A 21254-nucleotide genomic window follows, 5' to 3' on the forward strand; every position below is an offset into this window, starting at 1 on the left:
GATGACGGGGGTTGACGAACGGGTCGTCAGGCCGTCACGACCGTCCGCGGGTCTGGCCGAGACCGGGCAGCGCGACGCGGTCCTCGACGTAGCCCATCAGCCTCGTCGCGGTGATGACGATACCGATGTAGACGAGAGCGACGACGGTGAACATCGCCGTGTAGTCGAACGTGTCGCTCGCGACGGCGTCGGCCCGCCGGAACAGCTCGGCGACCGTGATGAACGTCGCCAGCGAGGAGTACTTGATGAGGTAGACCAGCTCGTTCGTCCAGCCCGGGATGGCGAACCGGAGCGTCTGCGGGAGCACGACGTGCAGGATGCCCTCGCGCTGGGTCAGCCCGACCGACCGGGCCGCCACGAGCTGCTGTGGGTCGACGCTCTCGATGGCCGACCGGATGTACTCAGCCTGGTACGCCGCACTGTTGATGGTGAAGCCGATGAGCGCGACCCACAGCGCGGTCTGGACCTTCAACGGGCCGAGGTCGACGGCCCACACCGGGGTTCGAACCGTGAACGGGCCGAACTGGGTGAGTCCACGGAAGAACTGCGAGAGGTTCAGCCCGTAGTAGAGCAGGTAGAGCTGGGCGATGAGCGGCGTCCCGCGGATGAGCTCGGTGAACGACAGCGAGAGGTACTTGGTCCACCGGCCGTACACGCGAGCCACCGACAGCGGGACCGCGAGCACGAGCCCGAGCAGGATGGACAGCACCGTGATGAGCACCGTGATGTACGCCCCTTCGGCGAGCTGTGGTAGCGACTGGAACGCTGTCGCGGTGCCGCCGGTCAGCCCGAGCGTCTCCGGCGAGACCAGCGGCTCGCCTGGCGTCCCGAACGGCACCCACTCCCAGTTGATGAGCCAGCGCAGGAGCAAGTAGCCCCAGAACAGGCCCCCGAGCGCGATGAGGACCATCGAGCCGACGGACCGGCCCTCCCTCGTGCGGACCCGTCGGAGGTCCTCGGCGTAGCTCACGTGCTCTCACCGCCGTGGAGCTGGGTGATGCGCTGCAGGAACTCCGCGGTGCGTGCCTGCTCGGGGTGCTGGAACAGCTGCTCGGGCGGCCCCCGCTCGACGATCTGTCCCTGGTCGAGGAACATCATGCGCGAGGCGGCCTCGCGGGCGAACCCCATCTCGTGGGTCACCACCAGCATCGTCATGCCTTCGTCGGCGAGTTCGCGCATCACGCTCGTGACCTCGCCGACGAGTTCGGGGTCGAGCGCGCTCGTCGGCTCGTCGAACAGCATGAGCTTGGGGTCCATCGCGAGCGCACGCGCGATGCCGACGCGCTGTTTCTGGCCGCCGGAGAGTTCGGCCGGGTACGAGCCGGCCTGATCGGCGAGCCCGACGCGGTCGAGGTGCTCCATCGCCCGCTCGCGGGCCTCGGCCTTGCCCAGGCCCTTCACCCGGCGCAGGCCGAGCGTGATGTTCTCGGCAGCGGTGAGGTGCAGGAACAGGTTGAAGTCCTGGAACACCATCCCGACCTGCCGACGGAGTTCGTTCACGTCGGTGCCGGCACCGCTGACCCGCTCGCCGTCGAGGTAGATGGTCCCCGAGTCCGGCTCGGTGAGTCGGTTGACACAGCGCAGCAGGGTCGACTTGCCGGAGCCGCTCGGTCCTGACAGTATCTCCACGTCGCCGCGCTCCAGCTCGAAGTCGATGCCGCGGAGCACCGTCTCGTCGCCGTAGCTCTTGTGCAGGTCCTCGACGCGCAGCAACGGGTCGCTCATGCGTTCTCACCCGTGGGGACGCCGAAGTAGTCGCCGGCGAACTCCAGCCCGCGGTTCGTGGTCACCGTCAGCACGAAGTAGACGAGGCTGATGGCGAGGATGAGTTCGAGCGCGGTGCCGGTCCGGTTCTGCTGGAGGAACAGGTCCTCCGCGGTCCCGAGCAGCTCGGTGACGCCGAGGATGATGGCGATACTCGTGTCCTTCAGCACGATGGTGAACTCGTTCTGGAAGCCCGGAATCGACCGCCGCAGCGACTGCGGGACGATGACGTAGACGATGGCCTCCAGCTTGCTCATGCCGACCGAGCGAGCGGCCTCCATCTGGCCCTCGCCGACGCTCTGAATCGCGCCCCGGAAGATCTGGGACTGGTACGCTCCCGAGCGGAGCCCGAGGGCGAACGTCGCGGCGATGAACGGGCTGCTCGACACGGAGAACACGTAGAACATGTAGATGAGGATGACCAGGATGGGCACCGCCCTGACGACGACGCCGACGGTCTCGACGGGCACACGGAGCCACGCGGGCGCGTACACCTCCGCGACGCCCGCCGGGAGACCGATGAGGAACCCGAGGACGATGGAGACGAACGTCAGCTGGACGGTGACGACCGTCGCATCGAGTATCGCGTCCCGGTTGCTCCAGACGTACCCCCAGTCGGGGTTGTCGAGGAAGAACCTGCTCGCGGCGTCGACGAGTCCGCCCTGGAGCGGTGCGGCTACCGGGGTAAGTTCCACTGCCATCGGGGGTTACTCGCCGAACCACTCCGACGTCAGGTCCTGGTAGGTGCCGCTCTCGCGAACCGCTGCGAGGCCGTCGTTGAGCGCGGTCTGTAGCTCGTCGTCGTCGGTGCGGACGCCGAACCCGTACTGCTCGCCGGTCTCGTAGACGAACGAGACGCTGACGCTGCGCTCTGACGCGAACGACGCCGCGACGGGCTCGTCGAGGACGACCGCGTCGATGTTCCCGTTCTCCAGGTCGGTCACCGCCAGCACGTACGTGTCGTAGGCGTTGTAGTTCGACTCCTGGAAGTTCCCCTCGTCGACCATGCCCTGGATGACGCTCTCGCCCGTCGTTCCGGACTGGGAGCCGACCTGGTGACCCTGCAGGTCAGACAGCTCGGAGGGCTGGAAGTCGCCGTCCTCGCGCACGAGGATGGACTGGTTCGCGCTGTAGTACGGGTCGCTGAAGTCGATGTTCTCGTCGCGCTGGTCGGTGATGGTCATCGCGGCGGCGATGGCGTCGATGTTGCCGTTGCGCAACGACGGGATGAGCGAGTCGAACGAGTTCAGGTCCTCCCAGTCCGCGAGCTCGTAGTCGGTCTCGGCGACGACGGCCTCGAGCAGGTCGATGTCGAAGCCGACGACCTCGTCGCCCTCCTTCATCTCGAACGGCGGGAACCCCGACGCCGTGCCCGGGACGATCGTGTTCTCCCCACCACCGCCACCAGCGGTGAACGAGTCGATACAACCCGCCAGAGAGATCGTCGCCACTGCTGCACCACTCGCCTTGAGATAGCTGCGTCTATCCATACGGTTGGGGTATGATACCCCGATATAAAACGGTTAGCTGGTTCCGGGGAATGTTGCGACGGTCGACCACCGTCTTGTCAGTGTTTTTGTATAACTGCCGCAACGCGCGAGCGCTCAGTCCTCCACGGGGACCGGGTCGACGTGGTGGACCGCGTCGGGTGAGAGGAGCCGACCCGTCGGCAGTTCGACCCAGCCGTTGGCGAGGACGCGCACCTCGCCCTCGTGGAGGAGGTCCTCGGCTTCACGGTCGCCGTAGACCGTCGCGTTGCGGTACTCCTTGACAAAGTAGTCGTCGCCCCAGTCGAAGATCGAACTGGTCCCAGCGGGAAGCATACGCAGACTTCGCCGCCGACCGTAAAAACTGTGAGGTCAGTCCGCGTCGACCGTCCGCGCTGTGCTCTCGCTGTCCGCCGTCGCCTTCCTGACGCTCTCGTTACTGCGGTCGAACATCCACGCGGTCGCGCCGACGAGGGCGGCGAAGATAATCATCGCCGCTCCGTGGTGGAGGGTCTGGACGCCAGCGGTGTAGGTCACGACGGTCTGGCGGCCGAGCAGGACCTGCACCGGCAGGACGAGGATGGAGATGGCGACCGCGGCGTGGATGCGCCGGCTGTCGAACGCCTTCCACGCCCCGTAGGCCGTCCCGAGGATGAAGAAGCCGGTGATCGACGCGACGAACCGGTGGATCCACTCGGGGTACGATGCCACGTTCGGCGGGAGCAGGCCGAACAGCGGGCCGCCACAGAGCGGCCAGCGTCCCTGACAGGTGAGTCCCGTCCCCGTCGCGGCTGTGTACACGCCGAGCAGGATGAGGAGGAACGTCAGCCCCGTCGTCACCGCACCGAGGATGGCGACGTTCCGGCGGTCGAGCCAGTTCATAATCGGTTCTGAGGGGCACGGGCATATCAAGCGCACGGTCCTTCCAGCGCCGTGAGAACGCTTCGAAGGCCCCCTCGTGGCCCACGGAGTTCGACGACTGTCGAAGCGTTGGTTCGATTAGCTTTTAGTCGTACCCGGTGGTGGGTTTCGTATGGGACTCGACGAGGACTCACTGGACTACCACGAGGCCGACCCACCGGGCAAGCTCGAGATTTCGACGACGAAACCGACGAACACACAGCGAGACCTCTCGCTGGCGTACTCGCCGGGTGTCGCGGAGCCGTGCCGGCGCATCGCCGACGACCCCGACGACGCGTACCGGTACACCGCGAAGGGGAACCTCGTGGGCGTCGTCTCCAACGGCTCGGCCGTGCTCGGCCTCGGTGACATCGGCGCGCAGGCCAGCAAGCCGGTCATGGAGGGCAAGGGCGTGCTGTTCAAGCGGTTCGCCGACATCGACGTGTTCGACGTCGAGCTCGACCAGGACGACCCCGAGAAGATCATCGAGGCCGTCAGCGCGATGGAGCCGACCTTCGGGGGCATCAACCTGGAGGACATCTCCGCGCCCGAGTGCTTCACCATCGAGGAGACGCTCCGGGAGGAGATGGACATCCCCGTCTTCCACGACGACCAGCACGGCACCGCCATCATCTCCGGGGCCGCGCTGCTGAACGCCGCAGAGATCGCCGGCAAGGACCTGGAAGACCTCGAGATCGTCTTCTCCGGCGCGGGTGCGTCGGCGCTCGCGACGGCGCGGTTCTACGTCTCGCTCGGCGCGAAGAGGGAGAACATCACGATGTGTGACTCCTCGGGCATCATCACGACCGCCCGCGCCGAGTCCGGCGACGTCAACGAGTACAAGCAGGAGTTCGCCCGCGACATCGACGGGGGCGGGCTCGCCGACGCGATGGCGGACTCGGACGTGTTCGTCGGGCTCTCCATCGGTGGCCTCGTCGACCAGGAGATGGTCCGGTCGATGGCTGACAACCCCATCGTCTTCGCGATGGCGAACCCGGACCCCGAGATCGGCTACGAGGAGGCCAAGGCCGCCCGCGACGACACCGTCATCATGGCGACCGGCCGGTCGGACTACCCGAACCAGGTGAACAACGTGCTCGGTTTCCCTTTCATCTTCAGGGGCGCGCTCGACGTGCGTGCGACGGAGATCAACGAGGAGATGAAGGTCGCCGCCGCGAGCGCCCTCGCCGAGCTGTCGAAGCAGGACGTGCCCGACGCGGTCGTCAAGGCCTACGGCGACCAGCCGCTGCAGTTCGGCCCGGACTACATCATCCCGAAACCGCTCGACCCGCGCGTGCTGTTCGAGGTCGCGCCCGCCGTCGCGGAGGCCGCGATGGACTCGGGCTGTGCCCGCCAGGAGCTCGACCTCGAAGCGTACGAGGAGCGCCTGGAGGCCCGGCTCGGCAAGTCGCGCGAGATGATGCGCGTCGTGTTGAACAAGGCGAAGTCGGACCCCAAGCGCATCGCGCTCGCGGAGGGCGCCGACGAGAAGATGATTCGCGCGGCGTACCAGCTCGAGGAGCAGGGCATCGCCGAGCCCATCCTCATCGGCAACGACGACCGCATCACGAAGACGACCGAGCGCCTCGGGCTCGACTTCGAGCCGACCATCGCGAACCCGCGCGCCGACGACGAGCGCCACGAGGACTACGCCGAGCGGCTCTACCAGGTGCGAAAGCGCAAGGGGCTGACAAAGAGCGAGGCCGAGGACCTCATCCGGCGCGACACGAACTACTACGGCAGCGTGATGGTCGAGTGCGGCGACGCCGACGCGCTCCTGACCGGCCTCACCCACCACTACCCCTCCGCCCTGCGCCCGCCGCTGCAGGTCATCGGTACCGCCGAGGAGGCCGACTTCGCGGCCGGTGTCTACATGCTGACGTTCAAGAACCGCGTCATCTTCTGTGCGGACACGACCGTCAACCAGGACCCCGACGCGAAGGTGCTCGCGGAGGTCGCGGACCACACCGCGGAGCTCGCCCGCCGCTTCAACGTCGACCCCCGGGTCGCGATGCTCTCGTACTCCAACTTCGGGAGCGTCGACAACGCCGGCACGCGCAAGCCCCGCCGCGCCGCGGACATGCTCCGCAACGACGACGGCATCGACTACCCCGTCGACGGCGAGATGCAGGCCGATACCGCCGTCGTCGAGGAGATACTCAGGGGGACCTACGAGTTCTCGGACCTCGAGGACCCCGCGAACGTGCTCGTGTTCCCGAACCTCGAGGCCGGCAACATCGGCTACAAGCTCCTCCAGCGTCTCGGCGGCGCGGAGGCCATCGGCCCGATGCTCGTCGGCATGGACAAGCCGGTCCACGTGCTCCAGCGCGGTGACGAGGTCAAGGACATCGTCAATCTCGCGGGCGTCGCGGTCGTCGACGCACAGCAGAACGAGTAGGCGGTCGCAGTCACTTTTTCGCCCAGCGTTTGCGAGCGTCGAGCACGGCGAGGCGACGCAGTCGCCTCGATGCGAACGGGGAACGGAGTGAGCCGTGAGCCAGGCGAGACGCGAGACAAAAGGTGGTCGTGTGATATCTCAAACAGCCGTTTGTCTTTTCTCTGGACTTTTGGGCCTGCGAGCGTACTCTCCGGTATGGAGCGTCGTCAGTTCCTCGCGGTCGCCGGGTCGGTCGCGTTCGCTGGCTGTGCCGGCCTCGCGTTCCCACGTTCGTCGAGCGGCGGCGACGGCAGAGACGGCGACTCGGCGCTCACGGCTGACGACCCGGCAGCGACGGGCCCGACCGGCGGCGGTGGGACGTCTGGAACGCCGCCGGCAGCGGAACTGGAGATATTCTCGACCGCTTCGGGGACCATCGATGCGAGGTTCCAGCTCAAGGAGTACGACAGTCTGCGCACGGTACACGAACGAACGAGGGAGCTGGAGTACGGCGAGCGAGCCTACCTCTCAGGGCGGCTCACCGAGGGGACGAACTACCTGTTCGACCTGAGCGTCGACGACTCCCTCCTGGTCGAGCGGCCGGTCTACGCTGGGGAGCGCGTCGTCCTCGAGATCGCCGACCGACACACGGTCAGGCTGGTCGAACGACGCCTGCTCTAGTCCGAGGCGTTCCGGTCCGCCCGAGACGGCGGCGGGTACTGCGGGCCGGTCGTCCGCGACGGTTCGGCTGGCTCGGGCAGCACACACCGGTCGGGTTCGCGGTTGACGTGTGCGTACCGTGACGGCTCGTTGGCCAGCGGATGCGCCGGGTTCTGGTCGGAGTTGATGCGGGCGGCACGCGCCTCGCCGAAGCCGGAGAGACGGGCCCGGATGCCCCGCCAGTGGTTGACGCTGGCCTCGGGGATGTCGAAGCGTCGCGTCGGCTCCCAGTTCGGGTGGCGGGCGGCGAGCAGGGCGTTGTTGACGTTCGCGGCGAGGTCGTCGTGGTCGACCAGGATGCCGACGCGGGCCGTCGACGGCGCGCGAGCGGCGAGCACGTCGAGCCCGAGGTGGAGCGCGCGGTACTCCGCGACGTTGTTGTCCGGCGGCGAGTCGGACGACGCGACGCGAGCGACACGCGTGCCGTCGCGCGTCTCGATGACGGCACCCAGCCCGCCGGGACGGTCCGCTCTGTACGAACCGTCTGTGGCGACGTAGAAGTCCCGATGGTGCGTTTCGGGCGGGTGAGCGATGTGCGGCGTCGGCGACTCGTCGAACAGGTCCCGCAGGGCGGGTCGGCCGTGGGCGGCCATGGTTGCAGTAGCGTGTTAGGTCATATAAATCGAACGGCTGTGGCAGTCAGTGTCACACACGGATTGAGGCCGAATTCCCCGGAGGGGAAAGCACTGTTAGCACCCATACTCTCACACGTGACGTGTCCCGCTATCGCAACGTCGCACTGTTCCTCTTCCTCGCGGCCATCTGGGGGAGCGCGTTCATGGCCATCAAGGCCGGCGTCGAGTTCATCCCACCGGTGCTGTTCGCCGCACTGCGCTACGACATCGCGGGTGTCCTGATGCTCGGCTACGCCGTCGTCGCCGTCGACGACTGGTACCCGACGACGCGGGCGGGCTGGACGGAGGTCGTCATCGGCGGCGTGTTCATGATCGCGGCCTACCACGCGCTGCTGTTCGTCGGGGAGACCGGGCCCGTGAGCAGCGCGGCGGCGGCCGTGCTCGTCGCCCTCTCGCCGGTGCTGACCACCGCGTTCGCCCGGCTGCTCCTGCCCGAGGAGCCCGTGACCGCCACGACGTGGCTCGGGATGGGCGTCGCTCTCGTCGGTGTCGCAGTGTTGATGAACCCCGACCCCGAGCGCCTGCTGACCGACGCCGTCGTCTCGAAGTCGCTCGTGTTCGGTGCCGCCGCGGCGTTCGCGCTCGGCAGCGTCCTCACGCGGCGCGTCAACGGCGACCTCCGGATTGAGACGATGGAGGCGTGGTCGATGCTGCTCGGGGCGGGCCTGATGCACGCCGTCAGCGTCGCGATGCCCTCGGAGTCGTTCGCGATGATCGAGTGGAACGCCACCGCGATACTCGCCCTCGCGTACCTCGCGGTCGTCGCCAGCGCGGTCGGGTTCCTCGTCTACTTCGACCTGCTCGACCGGCTCGGCCCCGTCGAGATCAACATGGTCTCCTACGTCGCCCCGGTGTTCGCCGCGCTGTCGGGATGGCTGGTGCTCGACGAGGCCCTCACGCTGTACACCGTCGTCGGCTTCCTGGTCATCTTCGCGGGCTTCGTCGTGGTGAAACGACGGGCCGTCGCGCGGGAGATCGGCCTGTTGAACACCGGCTGATTGCCGTCTCAGGGGTCGTAGCGTTTACCCACGACCAGCGCGAGCGCGTTCCAGACGAGCAACAGCAGGAACGCGGCCGTCTTCGGCGTGCTGTCGAGCCCCCAGACGAGGAGGCCGAGGTTCACGACCGGGAGAGAGACGGCACTCCAGAAGCCGACCATCCGCACGGACCGGGGGACCGACCGAGCGACGGTGTCGATGGGGCGTTCGGGGAGGCGTCCGAGGAGGGACTGGCCCGACATCGTCGGACGGTGCTACCGGCCGCAGGAACTTATAACCAGTAGAATCTGTTTATGTTCTTTTGGATGCGGGCCCGTTAATTACCGGCCGGGAGCGACCGCGTCTCCCACGCCAGCGGGAGCCAGACGGTCGACTCGTTCACCGTCACCGTGAGTCCGGTCTCGGCGGTATCGCGCGCCACAGCGACGGTCTGTACGTACTCACCCGGGGGCACGCCCAGCCCCTCGACGACGAACTCGACGCGGGTGGACTCGTTCGGATCGAGGGCGACCGTCTCGGTGGCGAGCGCAGTGTCACCGACTCGGTACGTTACGGTCTCGGACTCCCGGGTGTTGCCCTCGTTCGTCACCGTCGCCGCGACCGTCACCGTCCCGTTGCGTGCTGCCGTCGCGGGGGCGTCGAGTTCGCTCACCGTGTAGTCCGCCCCGACGACGGTGAGGTTCACCCGGTCGGAGAGGAACCGTTCCCGGGGCGTCTCCGGGGCCCGCGCGACCGCCGTCACTTCGCCCGGTACCTGGAACGCGACCCGGAGTTCGCCGTCCTCGTCAGCCACGTACCGCGTTCCGAACAGCTCGACGGTGCCCACGACCGGCTCGCCCGTCGTCGCACGGGTGACGGTGAACGTCACGCGCTCGCCCGCCGGGACCGCCGTCCGACTCGCCGCGAGGTCGAGTCCGACCAGGCGCGGTCGCACCCGCAGGCTCGTCGCGCCGTCGGTGAACCGGACGGCGTCAGTCTGCGGCGCGGCGGCCGTCACGTCGTACGTGCCGCTCGTGTCCAGCTCGACCGGGACTACCCCGTCCGGGCCGGTCCAGACGCTCTCGTTGGCGACCGTCAGCGAGGCGTTCACCGGCTCGCCCGTGTCCGCCCGGGTGACCGTCGCCGTCACCGTCTCGTCGACCCGCGTCCGCTCCGACGACAGCGTCACGTCCAGCCCGACGTGCCGGCGCTCGACCGAGAGCGGGATGCGGACCGACTCGAACCGCTCCGTCTCCGTCCGCTCCTTCTCGACCCGAAGCTCGTAGCCGCCCGCGGTGTCGAAGGAGAGCGTCGCCACCCCCGACTCGTTCGTCTGGACGCTCCGTCCGTCCCCCACGACGACCCGGCCGGTCACCGCCTCGTCGGTGTCGGCCCGCGTCACCGCGACCCGCACCGCCTCGTCGGTGACGACGGTCGTCGCCGACGCGGACGCCGACAGCGAGACACTGAATCGCCGGACCCGGAGTGGGAGGCGGGCCACGGTCGTGTTGTCATCCGCGGGCTCGACGATGCGTGCCGTGTAGTCCCCGGGCGTGTCGAGCTGGACCGTGGCCGTGCCGTTCCGGTCGGTCTCGACGGACCGGCCGCCGACCTGTAGGGTCGCGTTCGCAACCGGTGTGTCGCCCGCGCGGACACTGAACTCGATCGTGCCGCCGGGGTCGACGACGGTCCGGTCCGCGGACAGGCTGACCGCCTCGGGCTCCGGTCGCTCCTCGTCGTCGTAGTCGTAGACCGGGAACACCGGCCCGTCCGAGCTGTTGTCGTCGCCGAACGGCGGGCCGGTCCCGAGTCCACCGAACATCACCACGAACGTCCCCAGCACGATGAGGACGAGGACGATGATCTGTGGGTCGCGGGAGGGGCGATAACGCTCGTCCGCCCGGATCGGTGCCGAACCGGGAACTGGACGGGGTGCATCCGACGGCATCTGCTCTACCCAGTGATGGACGGGGCAGGGACTTAAGCCCGTCCGCCGATTCACGACCGTCCGTATCGGCGTCGGATTTCGCTTCGCTCGAACCACGCCTCGAAGAACGGAGGTGAGGAAGGCCCGCGGGTCGCGCGAGCAGAACGCTCCCGAACCGCGCTACTGGAAGCCGATGCGGCCGCCACGACGGTCCGGCCCGACGTCCGCCGTCCCGCCCTTGAACTCGTCTTCCATCTGCTCGTAGTAGTCGAGGATGTCCTCGGTGATGGTCGGCCGGACGTTCTCCATGGCCGACCGGAAGTGCTGCATGTCGACCGCCTCGGCGTCCTCGTCCTCGCGCAGCGCCTCGATGGCGGCCTCGCGGGCGATGGACTCCAGGTCGGAGCCGACGTACCCGTCGGTGAGCTCGGCGAGCTCGCGCAGGCTCACGTCGGTCGCGAGCGGCGTGTCCTCGGTGTGGATCTTGAGGATCTGCTCGCGGCCCTCGACGTCGGGCTGGCCGACCATGACGAGCCGGTCGAACCGGCCAGAGCGGATGAGCGCCGGGTCGATCATGTCCGGGCGGTTGGTCGCGCCGATGACCATCACGTCACCCATCTCCTCCAGCCCGTCGAGCTCCGTGAGGAGCTGGTTGACGACCCGCTCGGAGACGTTCGAGCCCATCTCGCCGCCCCGGCCGGGCGCGAGCGAGTCGAGCTCGTCGAAGAAGATGACCGTCGGGGCCACCTGACGGGCCTTCCGGAACGTCTGCCGGATGGCCTTCTCGGACTCGCCGACCCACTTCGAGAGCAGCTGGGGGCCACGCACGCTGATGAAGTTGGCGTTCGTCTCGTTGGCGACCGCCTTCGCCATCAGCGTCTTCCCGGTGCCGGGCGGGCCGTAGAGCAGCACGCCCTTCGGCGGGTCGATGCCCATCCGCTGGAACTTCTCGGACTGGTTCAGCGGCCACTCGATGGACTCCTCGATGTTGTCCTTGGCGTCCTGCAGGCCGCCGACGTCGTCCCAGGTGATCTTCGGCAGCTCGACGAGCACCTCCCGCATCGCGCTCGGCTCGACCTCGTTGAGCGCGCCGCGGAAGTCCTGGCGCTTGACGATCATCCGGTCGATGAGGCTCGGCGGGATGTCCTCCTCGTCGAGGTCTATCTCGGGGAGGTACCGGCGCAGCGCCTTCATCGCGGCCTCCTTCGTCAGGCTCTCGATGTCCGCGCCGACGAAGCCGTGGGTCTCGTCGGCGAGGTGCGAGAGGTTCACGTCGTCCGAGAGCGGCATGCCCCGGGTGTGGATCTGGAGGATCTCCTCGCGACCCACCTCGTCGGGGACGCCGATCTCGATCTCGCGGTCGAACCGGCCCGGGCGACGGAGCGCGGGGTCGACGGAGTCGACGCGGTTCGTCGCCGCGATGACGATGACCTGGCCCCGGGCTTCGAGGCCGTCCATCATCGTCAGCAGCTGGGCGACGACGCGGCGTTCGACCTCGCCGGTCACGTCCTCGCGTTTGGGCGCGATGGAGTCGAGTTCGTCGATGAAGATGATGGAGGGCGACTCCTCGCTCGCGTCCTCGAATATCTCCCTGAGCTGTTGTTCGGACTCGCCGTAGTACTTCGAGATGATCTCCGGGCCGGCGATGGAGAAGAAGCTCGCGGAGGTCTCGTTGGCGACCGCCTTCGCGAGCAGCGTCTTCCCCGTGCCGGGCGGGCCGTGCAGCAACACCCCCTGGGGCGGCTCGATGCCGAGCTTCTTGAATATCTGGGGATGTTTCATCGGCAGCTCGACCATCTCGCGGACCCGCTGTATCTCGCCCTGGAGTCCGCCGATGTCCTCGTACGTGATGCCGCCGCCTGTCTTCTCGAAGCCCGAGATGGGCTCCTCGCGGAGTTCGACCTCGGTGTCCTCGGTGATGAGGACGACGCCCTCGGGCTCGGTCTCGACCGCGATGAGCGGGATGGCCTGCCCGGGCGAGCGCATGAACGGGTGGTTCGTGCTCGACATCACCGGGACGATGTCGCGCTCGACGACCGGCCGCTTCAGTATCTGCCGCTTGACCATGCCGGCCGCGTCGGAGCCGAACTGCACCGACGCCTCCTCGGGCGGTGCGAGCACGAGCGTCTCCGCCTTCGTCGCCTCCGCCTTCCGGATTGTCACCCGTTCGCCGATGCCGACGTCGGCGTTCTGACGGGTGAACCCGTCGATGCGAACCGTGTCAGTGTTCCAGTCCTGCCGGTCCGCACGCCACACCTTGGCCGCGGTGGTGTCTGCACCCTCGATCTCGATGATGTCGCCGGGGCTCAGCTTCAGATGTAACAGCGTATCCGGGTCGAGCCTGGCGATACCGCGCCCCGAGTCGTTCGGGTACGCCTTGGCAACCTCCAGTTGAACTTCGTTCATGATTCAGGCTACGGGGATGGTGACCACTCCGGTTCGTGGCCCGATATGTCTTTTGCTACCGGGGGCGGCACGCCCGCCGGCGACGCGATACTGAGCCATGCTAGCACGTGAGATTCAGTGCCGTCGCATCCTAAATCCTACCGGCCACGTGTCGCTCGCCGTGACGGACCCAGGACGATATGTGCCATACATAGGCATATCGTCAGAAACCTTAGACTGTATTAATACTCTTTATACCTCCATACATCCGGTCAGCTAACCTTATATGGGATGCAGACATTGTTTTCTGATAGGTCCGAGACCATGTCCACCGAGAACGACACCACCGGGGAAGACGAGACAATCTACGACCACCACCCGTTCAACTTCGGCATCTGGCGGAACGCTGAGCCCGCCACCGAGGGCGGGCCGGAAGCCAGCGAGACGACCGACGAGACGCCGACCGCCGTCACCGACGGGGGCGTCGCCGTGACCACGGACTGCCCGTCGTGTACCGGCGACCTCGTCAACGTGCAGGGCGTGCCCGCCTGCTCCGACTGCGACTGGACCGCCCGCTGACGGCCAGGCTCGACCGACGACAGAACGACCGACGGTGCAGTTCGTGGAGTTGGGGGACTCCACGCGCTACTCCTCGTTCGACTCTCCGTGCCGTTCCAGCGCTTCCTCGATGCTCAACTCACCGGCGGCGACCCGCCGTGCGAGCACCTCGTCTATCGCCCGGTTCTCCGCGGACTGCTCCCGCGAGCGGTCCTTGATGACCTGTAGCTCGCCGGCGGTCGGCTCGACCTCGCGCTGCTCGACGACCTCGCCCTCGAGCCGGGCGATGTTCACCGCGGCGAGCACGTCGCCCATCCCGCGCGCCCCGGTGCCGAGGTACGGCGTCGTCCCGGTCTCGTCGACGAGCTCGACGCGTACGTCTTCCAGCTCGTTGACGATGGCCGCACCGTCGAGACGCGCGCCGTCGCCGACCCGGACCACGGGGTCCGCCGCGTCGGCCACCTCGGCCTCGACGACGGCCGCCGCGTCGTCGCGTGGCACCTGGAACGCCGCGACGACCGTGTCGCCGGTCAACACCGCGACGCCGGGGTCGCGGCCGGGGTCCACGCCGACGACGGTTCGACCGTCGCCGCCGCGGAGGTACGCGAGCGCTGCGTCGACAGCGCGCCGCGGCGCGTCGGGCGAGCCGTGGACGACGTGGACGCTCGGGGCGGGCTGGTCGTCCTCGTCTGCAGCCACGTCGACCTCCTCGTCCTCGGCGACGACGACCACGTCGGTCCCGTCGGGGAGCGGATCGCCCGGCTCGACAGTCGTGAACGCCACACCCCGGTCCCGCAGCTCCGTGACGACCTCGTGGTACAGCTCGAAGTCAGCCGTCGCGACGACTATCACTCCACGAACTTCAGTGCGGGCGGGCTTAATCCCTTCCGTGGACTTTTATCCGGAGCCGACACAGGGGCAGACGTGACCGAGAGCATCACCACCGGATACGAGCCGCTCGACGAGCTCCTCGGCGGCGGCTTCGAGCGCGGCACCGTCTCGCAGGTGTACGGCCCGCCGGCCGCCGGGAAGACCAACGTCGCGCTGGTGGCCGCCGTGGAGACGGCCGCACGGGGCGGGACGGTGGTCTACGTCGACACCGAGGGCCTCTCGCTCGACCGGTTCGAGCAAGTCGCGAGCGCCCGCGCCGAGCGCGCCGACGAGGAGCTCTCGGACATCACGGACCGCATCGTCGTCGAGGAGGCTCTCGACTTCGAGGAGCAGGAGGAGGCCGTCCGCGACGTCGAGGGGTTCGCCGAGCGTGCTGACCTCGTGGTGGTGGACTCCGCGACCGGCTTCTACCGCCTCAAACGCGGTGAGGACGGCGAGGCCGGCGACGCACTCCGGAAGGTCGGGCGACAGGTGACCCACCTGCTCTCGCTCGCGCGGCGACACGAGTTCGCCGTGTTGCTGACGAACCAGGTGTTCAGCGACCCGGACGGCGACCGGACGCGGGCCCTGGGTGGCAACACGCTGGAGCACTGGATGGGAACGGTCGTCCGCATCGACCGGTTCCGCGGCGGGAACCGCCGAGCGACGCTGGAGAAACATCGAGCCAAACCCGCCGGTGAGTCGATTCAGTTCGAGATAACCGACAGCGGTATCGCGGCGACCGAGCTGTGAGTCGCCGGGCGACGTGCGGCCGTCGACCCGACGCGGGCCGCCCTACAGCTCGTTGAGCTTCCGGGCGAGCTGGCCGCGGTACTCCTCGTCGGACCGGTAGTTCTTCATCTCGAGGACGTTGCGCTCCAGCTTGTCGAGCGCGACGCGGAACGCGCTCTCCGCGCCGTAGCCCTCACCGGAGCCGGCGACCTGCCCGTTGGTGGTGCGGACCCGGATCTGGCTGTAGATGAGCGGCGTGCCGCGGAGCTTCTCCTTGTGCTGCTGGAAGCGGACGTGGACGTGGACCACCTGCATCTTCTGGTACTTGTCGAGCACGTCCGTCAGCGAGTCGCGGATCTCCTCGCGCGAGAGCGTGTCGAGCAGCGAGATGTTGGTGATCTGGACGTCCATGTGCTCCTCCTCGGTGAACGTCAGCGCACGCAGCACGTCGGTCTTGGTGACGACGCCGACGACGTGGTCGTCGTCCTCGGGGTCGACAACGACCAGACCGCCGAAGTCGTCCTCGAGCATCCGCGAGACCGCCTCCTCGACGGACTCGCCGAGCGTCGTCGTCTGGACCGGACTGGTCATGATGTCGTACACCGGGATGTCGAGCATCCGGTCGGTGTCGCCGGCGCGCTCGCCCCGGGTCGACTTGCTCATCCCCCGGATGACGACATCGGCGACGTCGTGGGTCGTGACGACGCCGGTCAGCCCGCCGGCGTCGTCGAGTACCGGCAGGCGCGAGACGCCGTGTTCCCGGAGCAGGTTGACGACCTTCCCGAGACTGTCGTCGTCGCGGACGATGACCGGGTCGTCGGAGTATATCTGCGCCACGTCGAGCGCGTCGAGGTTGTCCAGCACGGCCTCGAGGATCGCGTCGGCCGTGACGATACCCCACAGGTTGTCGCCCTCGAAGACGGGTGCGACCTTCACACCGCCCTCGACGAGGACGCGTGCCGTCTCCCGAATGTCCTCGTAGCGGTCGACCTTGGGAGCCGGTGCGTTCCGGCTCGGCTTGACCAGCGCCGCGACCTTCGCGTCGTCCTCGACGTGGGACTGGATGATCTCTCGCTCGGTGAGAACCGCGTCGTACTCGCCATCCCGGGTGACGATGATACCCTTCGGGTTCTCCCGCTCGAAGAGGGACCGGACTTTCCCCAGCCGGGTCTTCACGTCGACTTCGATGAACTCCTCGGTCGCAATATCAGAAATATCCATAGTACATCTGCAAGTTCCGCCCGACCGGTCTTGAAGATACCGCCAATTCCCACCTGCTCGCGTCCAGCCCCCCTTCCCCACCGGTATCCGCGACGGCACTGGAACCATGGCGCTCCGGCCCCAACCCCCTGGCATGCTCCCCGACATCACCGTCCTCGGCCCGTGGACGTACCTCGCGACCGAGGCCGTCTTCGGCACTGCTGCACTCCTGTTGCTCCTCCGGGCCGACGCGCTCGCCCGCGCCGGCAGGACCATCGCGGTCCTCTACCCCGTCGCGTACGTCTGGGACTGGTACACGCTGGAGGTCGGCGTCTTCTCCATCCCGATGCGGACCGGCGTCGAACTCCTCTGGATCCCCATCGAGGAGCACATCTTCATCGTCGTCGTCCCCGCCTTCGTGCTCGGTATCCACGAGAACCTGCGCCTGCGGGACGAACGGCGGGAATGAAGGGACAGTCACTGTAAACGTTCGCCAGCGCCCTCGGCGAGCAGCGGAGACGGGCCGGCTGGTGTCGGCTCCCGCTCCCAGGCCGTCGACGAACGCGAACGGAAATCCACGCAGTTTTACTCCCACCCCACGGAGCAGCCACCACCATGGACACCCTGAAACGCTCGGTCCACGAGTCGCCGGTCATCGAACGGAACGGACGGACGTACCTCGTCCACCCCATCAGCAACGGCATCCCGACGCTCGACCCGGGACTGGTCCGCGAGGTCGTCAACGGCATCTGCCAGCTGGCGGACCTCGCAGACGCGGACGTCATCGCGACGCCGGTGACGATGGGCGTCCACGTCTCGACGGCGGTGTCGCTCGTCTCGGACATCCCGCTGGTCGTCATCCGCGACCGACAGTACGGCTTCGACGACGAGTACGGCTTCGACGCGGGCGACGGCCGGCTCTACCTGAACGACGTGTCGGAGGGGGACGACGTGCTGGTACTCGACGACCTGACGAACACGGGCGCGTTCGTCGCCGCCATCACGGAGGCACTGGAGGAGGTCGGCGCGAACGTCGTCGACGTGGTGACGGTCATCCGGCGCGTCGAATCCGACCCGGTGCCGATGGACCACGAGGTAAAGAGCCTGCTCGACGTGCGCGTGAGCGCCGACAGCGTCGAGATCGTGGACTGACACCGCGACCGCTGGAATCACCGACAGCAGGGTTTCTTGCGCGTGCGGCGGCACGGGAGGACATGGTTGCGATTCCACTCGTCCCGCTCGGTATCGTCTCGGTGGTCGTACTGGTCTGCCTGAGTGCCTTCTTTTCCAGCAGCGAGACGGCCATCTTCTCGCTCCCGGTCGAGCAGCTGGCCGAGCAGGCCACGTCGGGCGACGGCCGGGCGACCCAGCTCGCCGCGATGCGCGAGGACCCACACCGGTTGCTCGTCACGCTGCTCGTCGAGTCGTTCTCTACGGGCGTCGCCGTGGTGCTGGCGACCGTCGTCGCGAGCGCGACCGTGCTGGTGTTCGGCGAGATAGTCCCGAAGTCCTACGGCCTCGGGAACGCACTCGAGTGGGCACTCCGGATCACCCGGCCGCTCCGCCTCGTCGAGCTGGTCCTGTTCCCGCTCGTCGCCGTGTTCGACGTGGCGACCCGGCGGCTCAGTGCGGCCATCGGTGGTGAGGGTGCTATCGAGAAGTACGTCGACGACGACGGGCTGTACGTTCGGCGACCTCAGGCGTCGTCGGGGTCCGTCCCGTCGTCCGTGGTGCCCGCACGCGGGAACGAGAGCAACAGCGCCTCCGCGTCGCTGTCGTAGTCGACGTGGCCGCCCATCAGCACGGTCGCCCAGCGGACGAACCAGAGGCCGATGCCCTCGCCGTGGTACAGCGGCGTCTCCTCGCCCCGGTCGACGACGTCGAACTCGTAGGACGGCAGCGACGAATCCGGGGTCGACAGCCGGACGGTCGCACCGCCGGACACCCCGGTCGTGACGCTCACGGACACCGTCCCGCCGTCGGGGCTCCCCTCCACGAGCACGGTGACGACTTCCCCCAGCACGGCCTTGAGCAGCGCCGGGTCGGCCTCGACGGCGACGTCGTCGTCGGTCGTGGTGACTACGACGTCGCGGCCGGGCACGGACAGCGAGTCGACGGCGTCGACGACGAACGCGCCGAGGTCGACCGGCGCGTGGTCGAGGGTCGCACGGTCGAGCAGCCGGTGGAACGTCCGGGCCTTCCGGGCGAGCCTCAGGAGGTCCTCGCCCTCCTGCTTGGCGGTCTCGAGCGGCTCGCGGACCGCGTCCTCGGTTGTCACCCGCAGCGCGTCGTCGATGTGGCCCTGGACGACGCACATCTTGTTCCGGAGGTTGTGCCGGAGGACCCGGTCCAGCACCTGCAGTCGCTCCTCGCGCTGCTGGCGGTCCGTGATGTCGCGGAGGACGCAGACGTGGCCCCCGTCGTCGAGCAGCGCGAGCGAGAGCTCCTCGGGGAACTCCTCGCCGTCGGCCCGGCGGCCGATGGCGGTCCCAGCCCACGTGCCTTCGCGCTCCAGCGTCGGCAGAATCTCCTCCTCGAACCTGGCCACCTCCTCGCTCGGGTAGAGCACTCGCCAGTGCTCGCCGACGAGCTCGGACGATTCGTAGCCGTACTTCGCCGCGTAAGCCCGGTTCGCGTACGCGTACTTCCCGTCCGCGTCGAGGATACCGATTCCCTCCCTGGCGGACTCCAGCGCCGCGAGCCGCCGTCGACTGTCGCTCTCCGTCCACCAGTCCGCCACCAGTTCCCGGACCGCCGCCTCCAGGTCGAAGTCGGTATCCTCGACCCGTGAGACGGGGACGTACAGGGTGCTCCGGTACTCCGAAACCCGACTCGCACGCGTCACGTCGGCCGTCTCGTCGACCACGACGACCGGCGTTTCATGGTCGGCCCGGAGCCCGTCGAGGACCGCGACCGCACTCGCGCCGGCGCAGACCACGCAGTCCAGCCCGTCGTCGGCGCTGGCGAGCAGCGCGTCCATCGAGTCGACACGCCGGACCGTCGCGTCGTCGACCGCAGCCAGCCGCCCGCCGATCAGGTCGGACGCGTCGCCGTAGAGCGCCAGCCTCGGTGGTTGCTCGGAATCGGTGGCTGGACTCATTCGTTCACTCACTCGAAGGCGCCACCCCGTAAAAGGGTTCTGTCAAGTTATGTCGGGCGACGGCCGCTACCGGCGCGTTTGTCGGGGGAGGAGAGCCGACGGTCGGTCGTGTTCGGTGCACCGGGCGTCCGGTCTGGTCACCACTCCGTCGACGACTTCGGCGGCGGAGCGCCACCGCTCCGCGTTCCGTCGATGCGTCGTCAGAAGCGGGTTGGGGCAGATGCGAACCTCGGTCGCTCCACTCCGTTCCGCTCCCCGGCTCAAATCCGTCGACCACGGCACCCGAACGCGGACCGCTCGCTTCGCTCGGGGCCGTAGTGTTCGAAGAAGTGGGTTGGGGCAGATTTGAACTGCCGGCCTCCTCCATGTCAAGGAGGTGTCATAACCAGACTAGACCACCAACCCGGTGGCGCACTGGTTCTCTGCTGTGTGCACTCAATCGTTCAGCGCTGGTATAAAAAAGGGTTTCGATTGGGGGCGGCGTGTGGTGGTGCGAGACAGGGAGACGGCGCCGGGTCAGCGGACCGGGCGTTCGACGTAGACGAACAGCTCCGTCTCGTCGGTCGCACCGTCGTCGTCCGTCACGGTGAGTGTCACCGTCTTGGGGCCGGTGCGGCGGAACTCGTGCTCGACGACCAGCCCCTCGGCCGCGTACCCGTCGAAGTTCCAGGTCGCATCGACGACCGTGCCGTCGTCGTCCTCGCTGCCGGTCGCATCGTAGGTCACGACCTCGCCTGCGGTGACGATGACACCGTCGTCGAACCACCGACCGGGGGAGACATCGGGGACAGCAAGCGGTGCCTCGTTGTCCTCGACGACCTCGACCTGGAGCGTACGGCGGGCCGAGGAGCCGTCGCTGTACTCGACCGTGAGCTCCACCTCCCGCGTGCCCGCGGTCTTCCAGGTCCGCGTCACCGCGGGGCCGGACAGCGAGACCGTCCCGTCGACGGTCCAGCGGCACTCGCTGACGCGGGCCCCGCCGGGCCGGACGACCATCGTGGTCATCCGGGCGAGTGCGAATCGGACCTCGCGGCCGGTGACAGTCCGGTAGCGGTCGTCCCGGCCCGACGCGACCGCTTCGGCACCGTGGACGGCGACCGGGGGCCCCTCGGCGTCGTCGTCAGCAGGTGCGCCCTCGGTCGCGGCCCCCGTCCCGGCGAGGCTGGCGCTGGCGAGGCCGCCCGTTGCGAGGGCGCTGGCAGCTGTCCGCAGTACGTGTCGTCGGCTGTGGTCTCGGGACATCGTGCCCCGGAGTGGTCCCGTTCCCGCACTTGAACCCTCGCCCGGTGACGACGGCGGTGTTCAGATAAGGATTGAAAGGTGAGGCGGAGCAGTTTTCTAGTGCTCTATGCCAGAAAATGCCCGCCTCAACGACTCTTTGGACGAGATCGAGTTAGGTTTTGTGGAGCGAGAAGCAACACCGCGACTGTTGATGAAGCTCAGTATTCAACTACATCTTGCTGGTCTCTCGCTTTCGAATACTGTTTCGATTCTCGAACTGTTCGGTGTTGACCGCGTCAAATCGACCGTCCACAACTGGGTGCATAAGGCTGATCTACAGCCCGAGGACGGTCACTCGCCGGATCACGTCGCGGTCGACGAGACCGTGATCCAACTCGACG

At 67.8% G+C, this 21254-nt stretch carries 21 protein-coding genes, 1 tRNA gene and 2 pseudogenes; 9 read left to right on the forward strand and 15 right to left on the reverse strand.

Annotated elements, in window-relative coordinates; genetic code table 11:
* Nucleotides 1–34: 34 nt before the first annotated feature.
* From BLT27_RS14010 to BLT27_RS14035, 6 genes are all read right to left on the reverse strand, one after another.
* Nucleotides 35–910, reverse strand: coding sequence for an amino acid ABC transporter permease (locus tag BLT27_RS14010; RefSeq protein WP_089735002.1), 876 nt, complete (start codon nucleotides 908–910; stop codon nucleotides 35–37).
* Nucleotides 911–966: 56 nt separating this feature from the next.
* Nucleotides 967–1725, reverse strand: coding sequence for an amino acid ABC transporter ATP-binding protein (locus tag BLT27_RS14015; RefSeq protein WP_089734956.1), 759 nt, complete (start codon nucleotides 1723–1725; stop codon nucleotides 967–969).
* Nucleotides 1722–2465: an amino acid ABC transporter permease gene (locus tag BLT27_RS14020; RefSeq protein WP_089734958.1), complete on the reverse strand. Its 744-nt coding sequence runs from the start codon at nucleotides 2463–2465 to the stop codon at nucleotides 1722–1724. Before BLT27_RS14020 ends, BLT27_RS14015 begins: the two co-directional genes overlap by 4 nt.
* Nucleotides 2466–2471: 6 nt before the next feature.
* Complete coding sequence (locus tag BLT27_RS14025) at nucleotides 2472–3254, reverse strand: transporter substrate-binding domain-containing protein (protein WP_089734960.1); 783 nt, start codon at nucleotides 3252–3254, stop codon at nucleotides 2472–2474.
* A gap of 114 nt (nucleotides 3255–3368) precedes the next feature.
* Entirely contained in the window at nucleotides 3369–3587 is a 219-nt protein-coding gene (locus BLT27_RS14030; protein WP_089734962.1) for a hypothetical protein, read from the reverse strand.
* A 36-nt stretch (nucleotides 3588–3623) separates the two neighbouring features.
* Nucleotides 3624–4133, reverse strand: coding sequence for a COX15/CtaA family protein (locus BLT27_RS14035; protein ID WP_089734964.1), 510 nt, complete (start codon nucleotides 4131–4133; stop codon nucleotides 3624–3626).
* A 151-nt stretch (nucleotides 4134–4284) separates the two neighbouring features.
* Here BLT27_RS14035 and BLT27_RS14040 point away from each other — a divergent pair, with 151 nt between their 5' ends.
* The gene (locus tag BLT27_RS14040) at nucleotides 4285–6549 is read left to right on the forward strand and encodes an NADP-dependent malic enzyme (RefSeq protein WP_089734966.1); all 2265 of its coding nucleotides are present in this window, start codon (nucleotides 4285–4287) and stop codon (nucleotides 6547–6549) included.
* 195 nt (nucleotides 6550–6744) lie between these two features.
* On the forward strand, nucleotides 6745–7209 hold the full coding sequence (locus BLT27_RS14045; protein ID WP_089734967.1) for a hypothetical protein: 465 nt from the start codon (nucleotides 6745–6747) through the stop codon (nucleotides 7207–7209).
* Here BLT27_RS14045 and BLT27_RS14050 read toward each other — a convergent pair.
* Nucleotides 7206–7841: a ribonuclease H family protein gene (locus tag BLT27_RS14050; RefSeq protein WP_089734969.1), complete on the reverse strand. Its 636-nt coding sequence runs from the start codon at nucleotides 7839–7841 to the stop codon at nucleotides 7206–7208. The two genes, BLT27_RS14045 and BLT27_RS14050, sit on opposite strands and share 4 nt — an antisense overlap.
* A 122-nt stretch (nucleotides 7842–7963) precedes the next feature.
* On the opposite strand from BLT27_RS14050, the gene BLT27_RS14055 reads away from it, so the two are divergent.
* Nucleotides 7964–8881, forward strand: a complete 918-nt coding sequence (locus tag BLT27_RS14055; RefSeq protein WP_089734972.1) for a DMT family transporter — start codon at nucleotides 7964–7966, stop codon at nucleotides 8879–8881.
* Between the two features lie 8 nt (nucleotides 8882–8889).
* On the opposite strand, the gene BLT27_RS14060 is transcribed toward BLT27_RS14055, so the two are convergent.
* The 3 genes from BLT27_RS14060 to BLT27_RS14070 form a co-directional block, all read right to left on the reverse strand.
* Nucleotides 8890–9123, reverse strand: a complete 234-nt coding sequence (locus BLT27_RS14060; RefSeq protein ID WP_089734974.1) for a DUF8028 family protein — start codon at nucleotides 9121–9123, stop codon at nucleotides 8890–8892.
* 74 nt (nucleotides 9124–9197) lie between these two features.
* The gene (locus BLT27_RS14065) at nucleotides 9198–10808 is read right to left on the reverse strand and encodes an alpha-2-macroglobulin family protein (RefSeq protein WP_089734976.1); all 1611 of its coding nucleotides are present in this window, start codon (nucleotides 10806–10808) and stop codon (nucleotides 9198–9200) included.
* Between the two features lie 159 nt (nucleotides 10809–10967).
* Entirely contained in the window at nucleotides 10968–13193 is a 2226-nt protein-coding gene (locus BLT27_RS14070; protein ID WP_089734978.1) for a CDC48 family AAA ATPase, read from the reverse strand.
* Nucleotides 13194–13496: 303 nt separating this feature from the next.
* Between BLT27_RS14070 and BLT27_RS14075 the strand changes: the two genes are divergently transcribed.
* Nucleotides 13497–13751: a hypothetical protein gene (locus BLT27_RS14075; RefSeq protein WP_089734980.1), complete on the forward strand. Its 255-nt coding sequence runs from the start codon at nucleotides 13497–13499 to the stop codon at nucleotides 13749–13751.
* A gap of 66 nt (nucleotides 13752–13817) precedes the next feature.
* Here the strand turns inward: BLT27_RS14075 and BLT27_RS14080 are convergent, their stop codons facing one another.
* A complete protein-coding gene (locus tag BLT27_RS14080) occupies nucleotides 13818–14582 on the reverse strand; it encodes a hypothetical protein (RefSeq protein ID WP_175526471.1) in 765 nt (254 codons plus the stop codon).
* A gap of 72 nt (nucleotides 14583–14654) precedes the next feature.
* Between BLT27_RS14080 and radB the strand changes: the two genes are divergently transcribed.
* Entirely contained in the window at nucleotides 14655–15353 is a 699-nt protein-coding gene (gene radB, locus BLT27_RS14085; protein ID WP_089734984.1) for a DNA repair and recombination protein RadB, read from the forward strand.
* 42 nt (nucleotides 15354–15395) lie between these two features.
* Here the strand turns inward: radB and BLT27_RS14090 are convergent, their stop codons facing one another.
* Nucleotides 15396–16553, reverse strand: coding sequence for a CBS domain-containing protein (locus tag BLT27_RS14090; protein WP_089734986.1), 1158 nt, complete (start codon nucleotides 16551–16553; stop codon nucleotides 15396–15398).
* 133 nt (nucleotides 16554–16686) lie between these two features.
* On the opposite strand from BLT27_RS14090, the gene BLT27_RS14095 reads away from it, so the two are divergent.
* The 3 genes and pseudogenes from BLT27_RS14095 to BLT27_RS14105 form a co-directional block, all read left to right on the forward strand.
* On the forward strand, nucleotides 16687–17001 hold the full coding sequence (locus tag BLT27_RS14095; protein WP_089734988.1) for a lycopene cyclase domain-containing protein: 315 nt from the start codon (nucleotides 16687–16689) through the stop codon (nucleotides 16999–17001).
* A gap of 146 nt (nucleotides 17002–17147) precedes the next feature.
* Nucleotides 17148–17684: an adenine phosphoribosyltransferase gene (locus BLT27_RS14100; RefSeq protein WP_089734989.1), complete on the forward strand. Its 537-nt coding sequence runs from the start codon at nucleotides 17148–17150 to the stop codon at nucleotides 17682–17684.
* Between the two features lie 62 nt (nucleotides 17685–17746).
* Nucleotides 17747–18202: pseudogene (locus BLT27_RS14105) on the forward strand (CNNM domain-containing protein); the annotation flags it as partial.
* 26 nt (nucleotides 18203–18228) lie between these two features.
* On the opposite strand, the gene BLT27_RS14110 reads toward BLT27_RS14105, so the two are convergent.
* From BLT27_RS14110 to BLT27_RS14120, 3 genes are all read right to left on the reverse strand, one after another.
* A complete protein-coding gene (locus tag BLT27_RS14110; RefSeq protein ID WP_089734993.1) occupies nucleotides 18229–19632 on the reverse strand; it encodes a PAS domain-containing sensor histidine kinase in 1404 nt (467 codons plus the stop codon).
* Between the two features lie 330 nt (nucleotides 19633–19962).
* A tRNA-Val gene (locus BLT27_RS14115) sits at nucleotides 19963–20037 on the reverse strand.
* A gap of 111 nt (nucleotides 20038–20148) precedes the next feature.
* Nucleotides 20149–20874: a PKD domain-containing protein gene (locus BLT27_RS14120; protein ID WP_089734995.1), complete on the reverse strand. Its 726-nt coding sequence runs from the start codon at nucleotides 20872–20874 to the stop codon at nucleotides 20149–20151.
* Between the two features lie 106 nt (nucleotides 20875–20980).
* Between BLT27_RS14120 and BLT27_RS14125 the strand changes: the two are divergent.
* Nucleotides 20981–21254 (forward strand): annotated as a pseudogene (locus BLT27_RS14125) (IS6 family transposase); the annotation flags it as partial.

This window comes from Haloarchaeobius iranensis, from assembly GCF_900103505.1.
In the GTDB taxonomy this organism is placed as follows: domain Archaea; phylum Halobacteriota; class Halobacteria; order Halobacteriales; family Natrialbaceae; genus Haloarchaeobius; species Haloarchaeobius iranensis.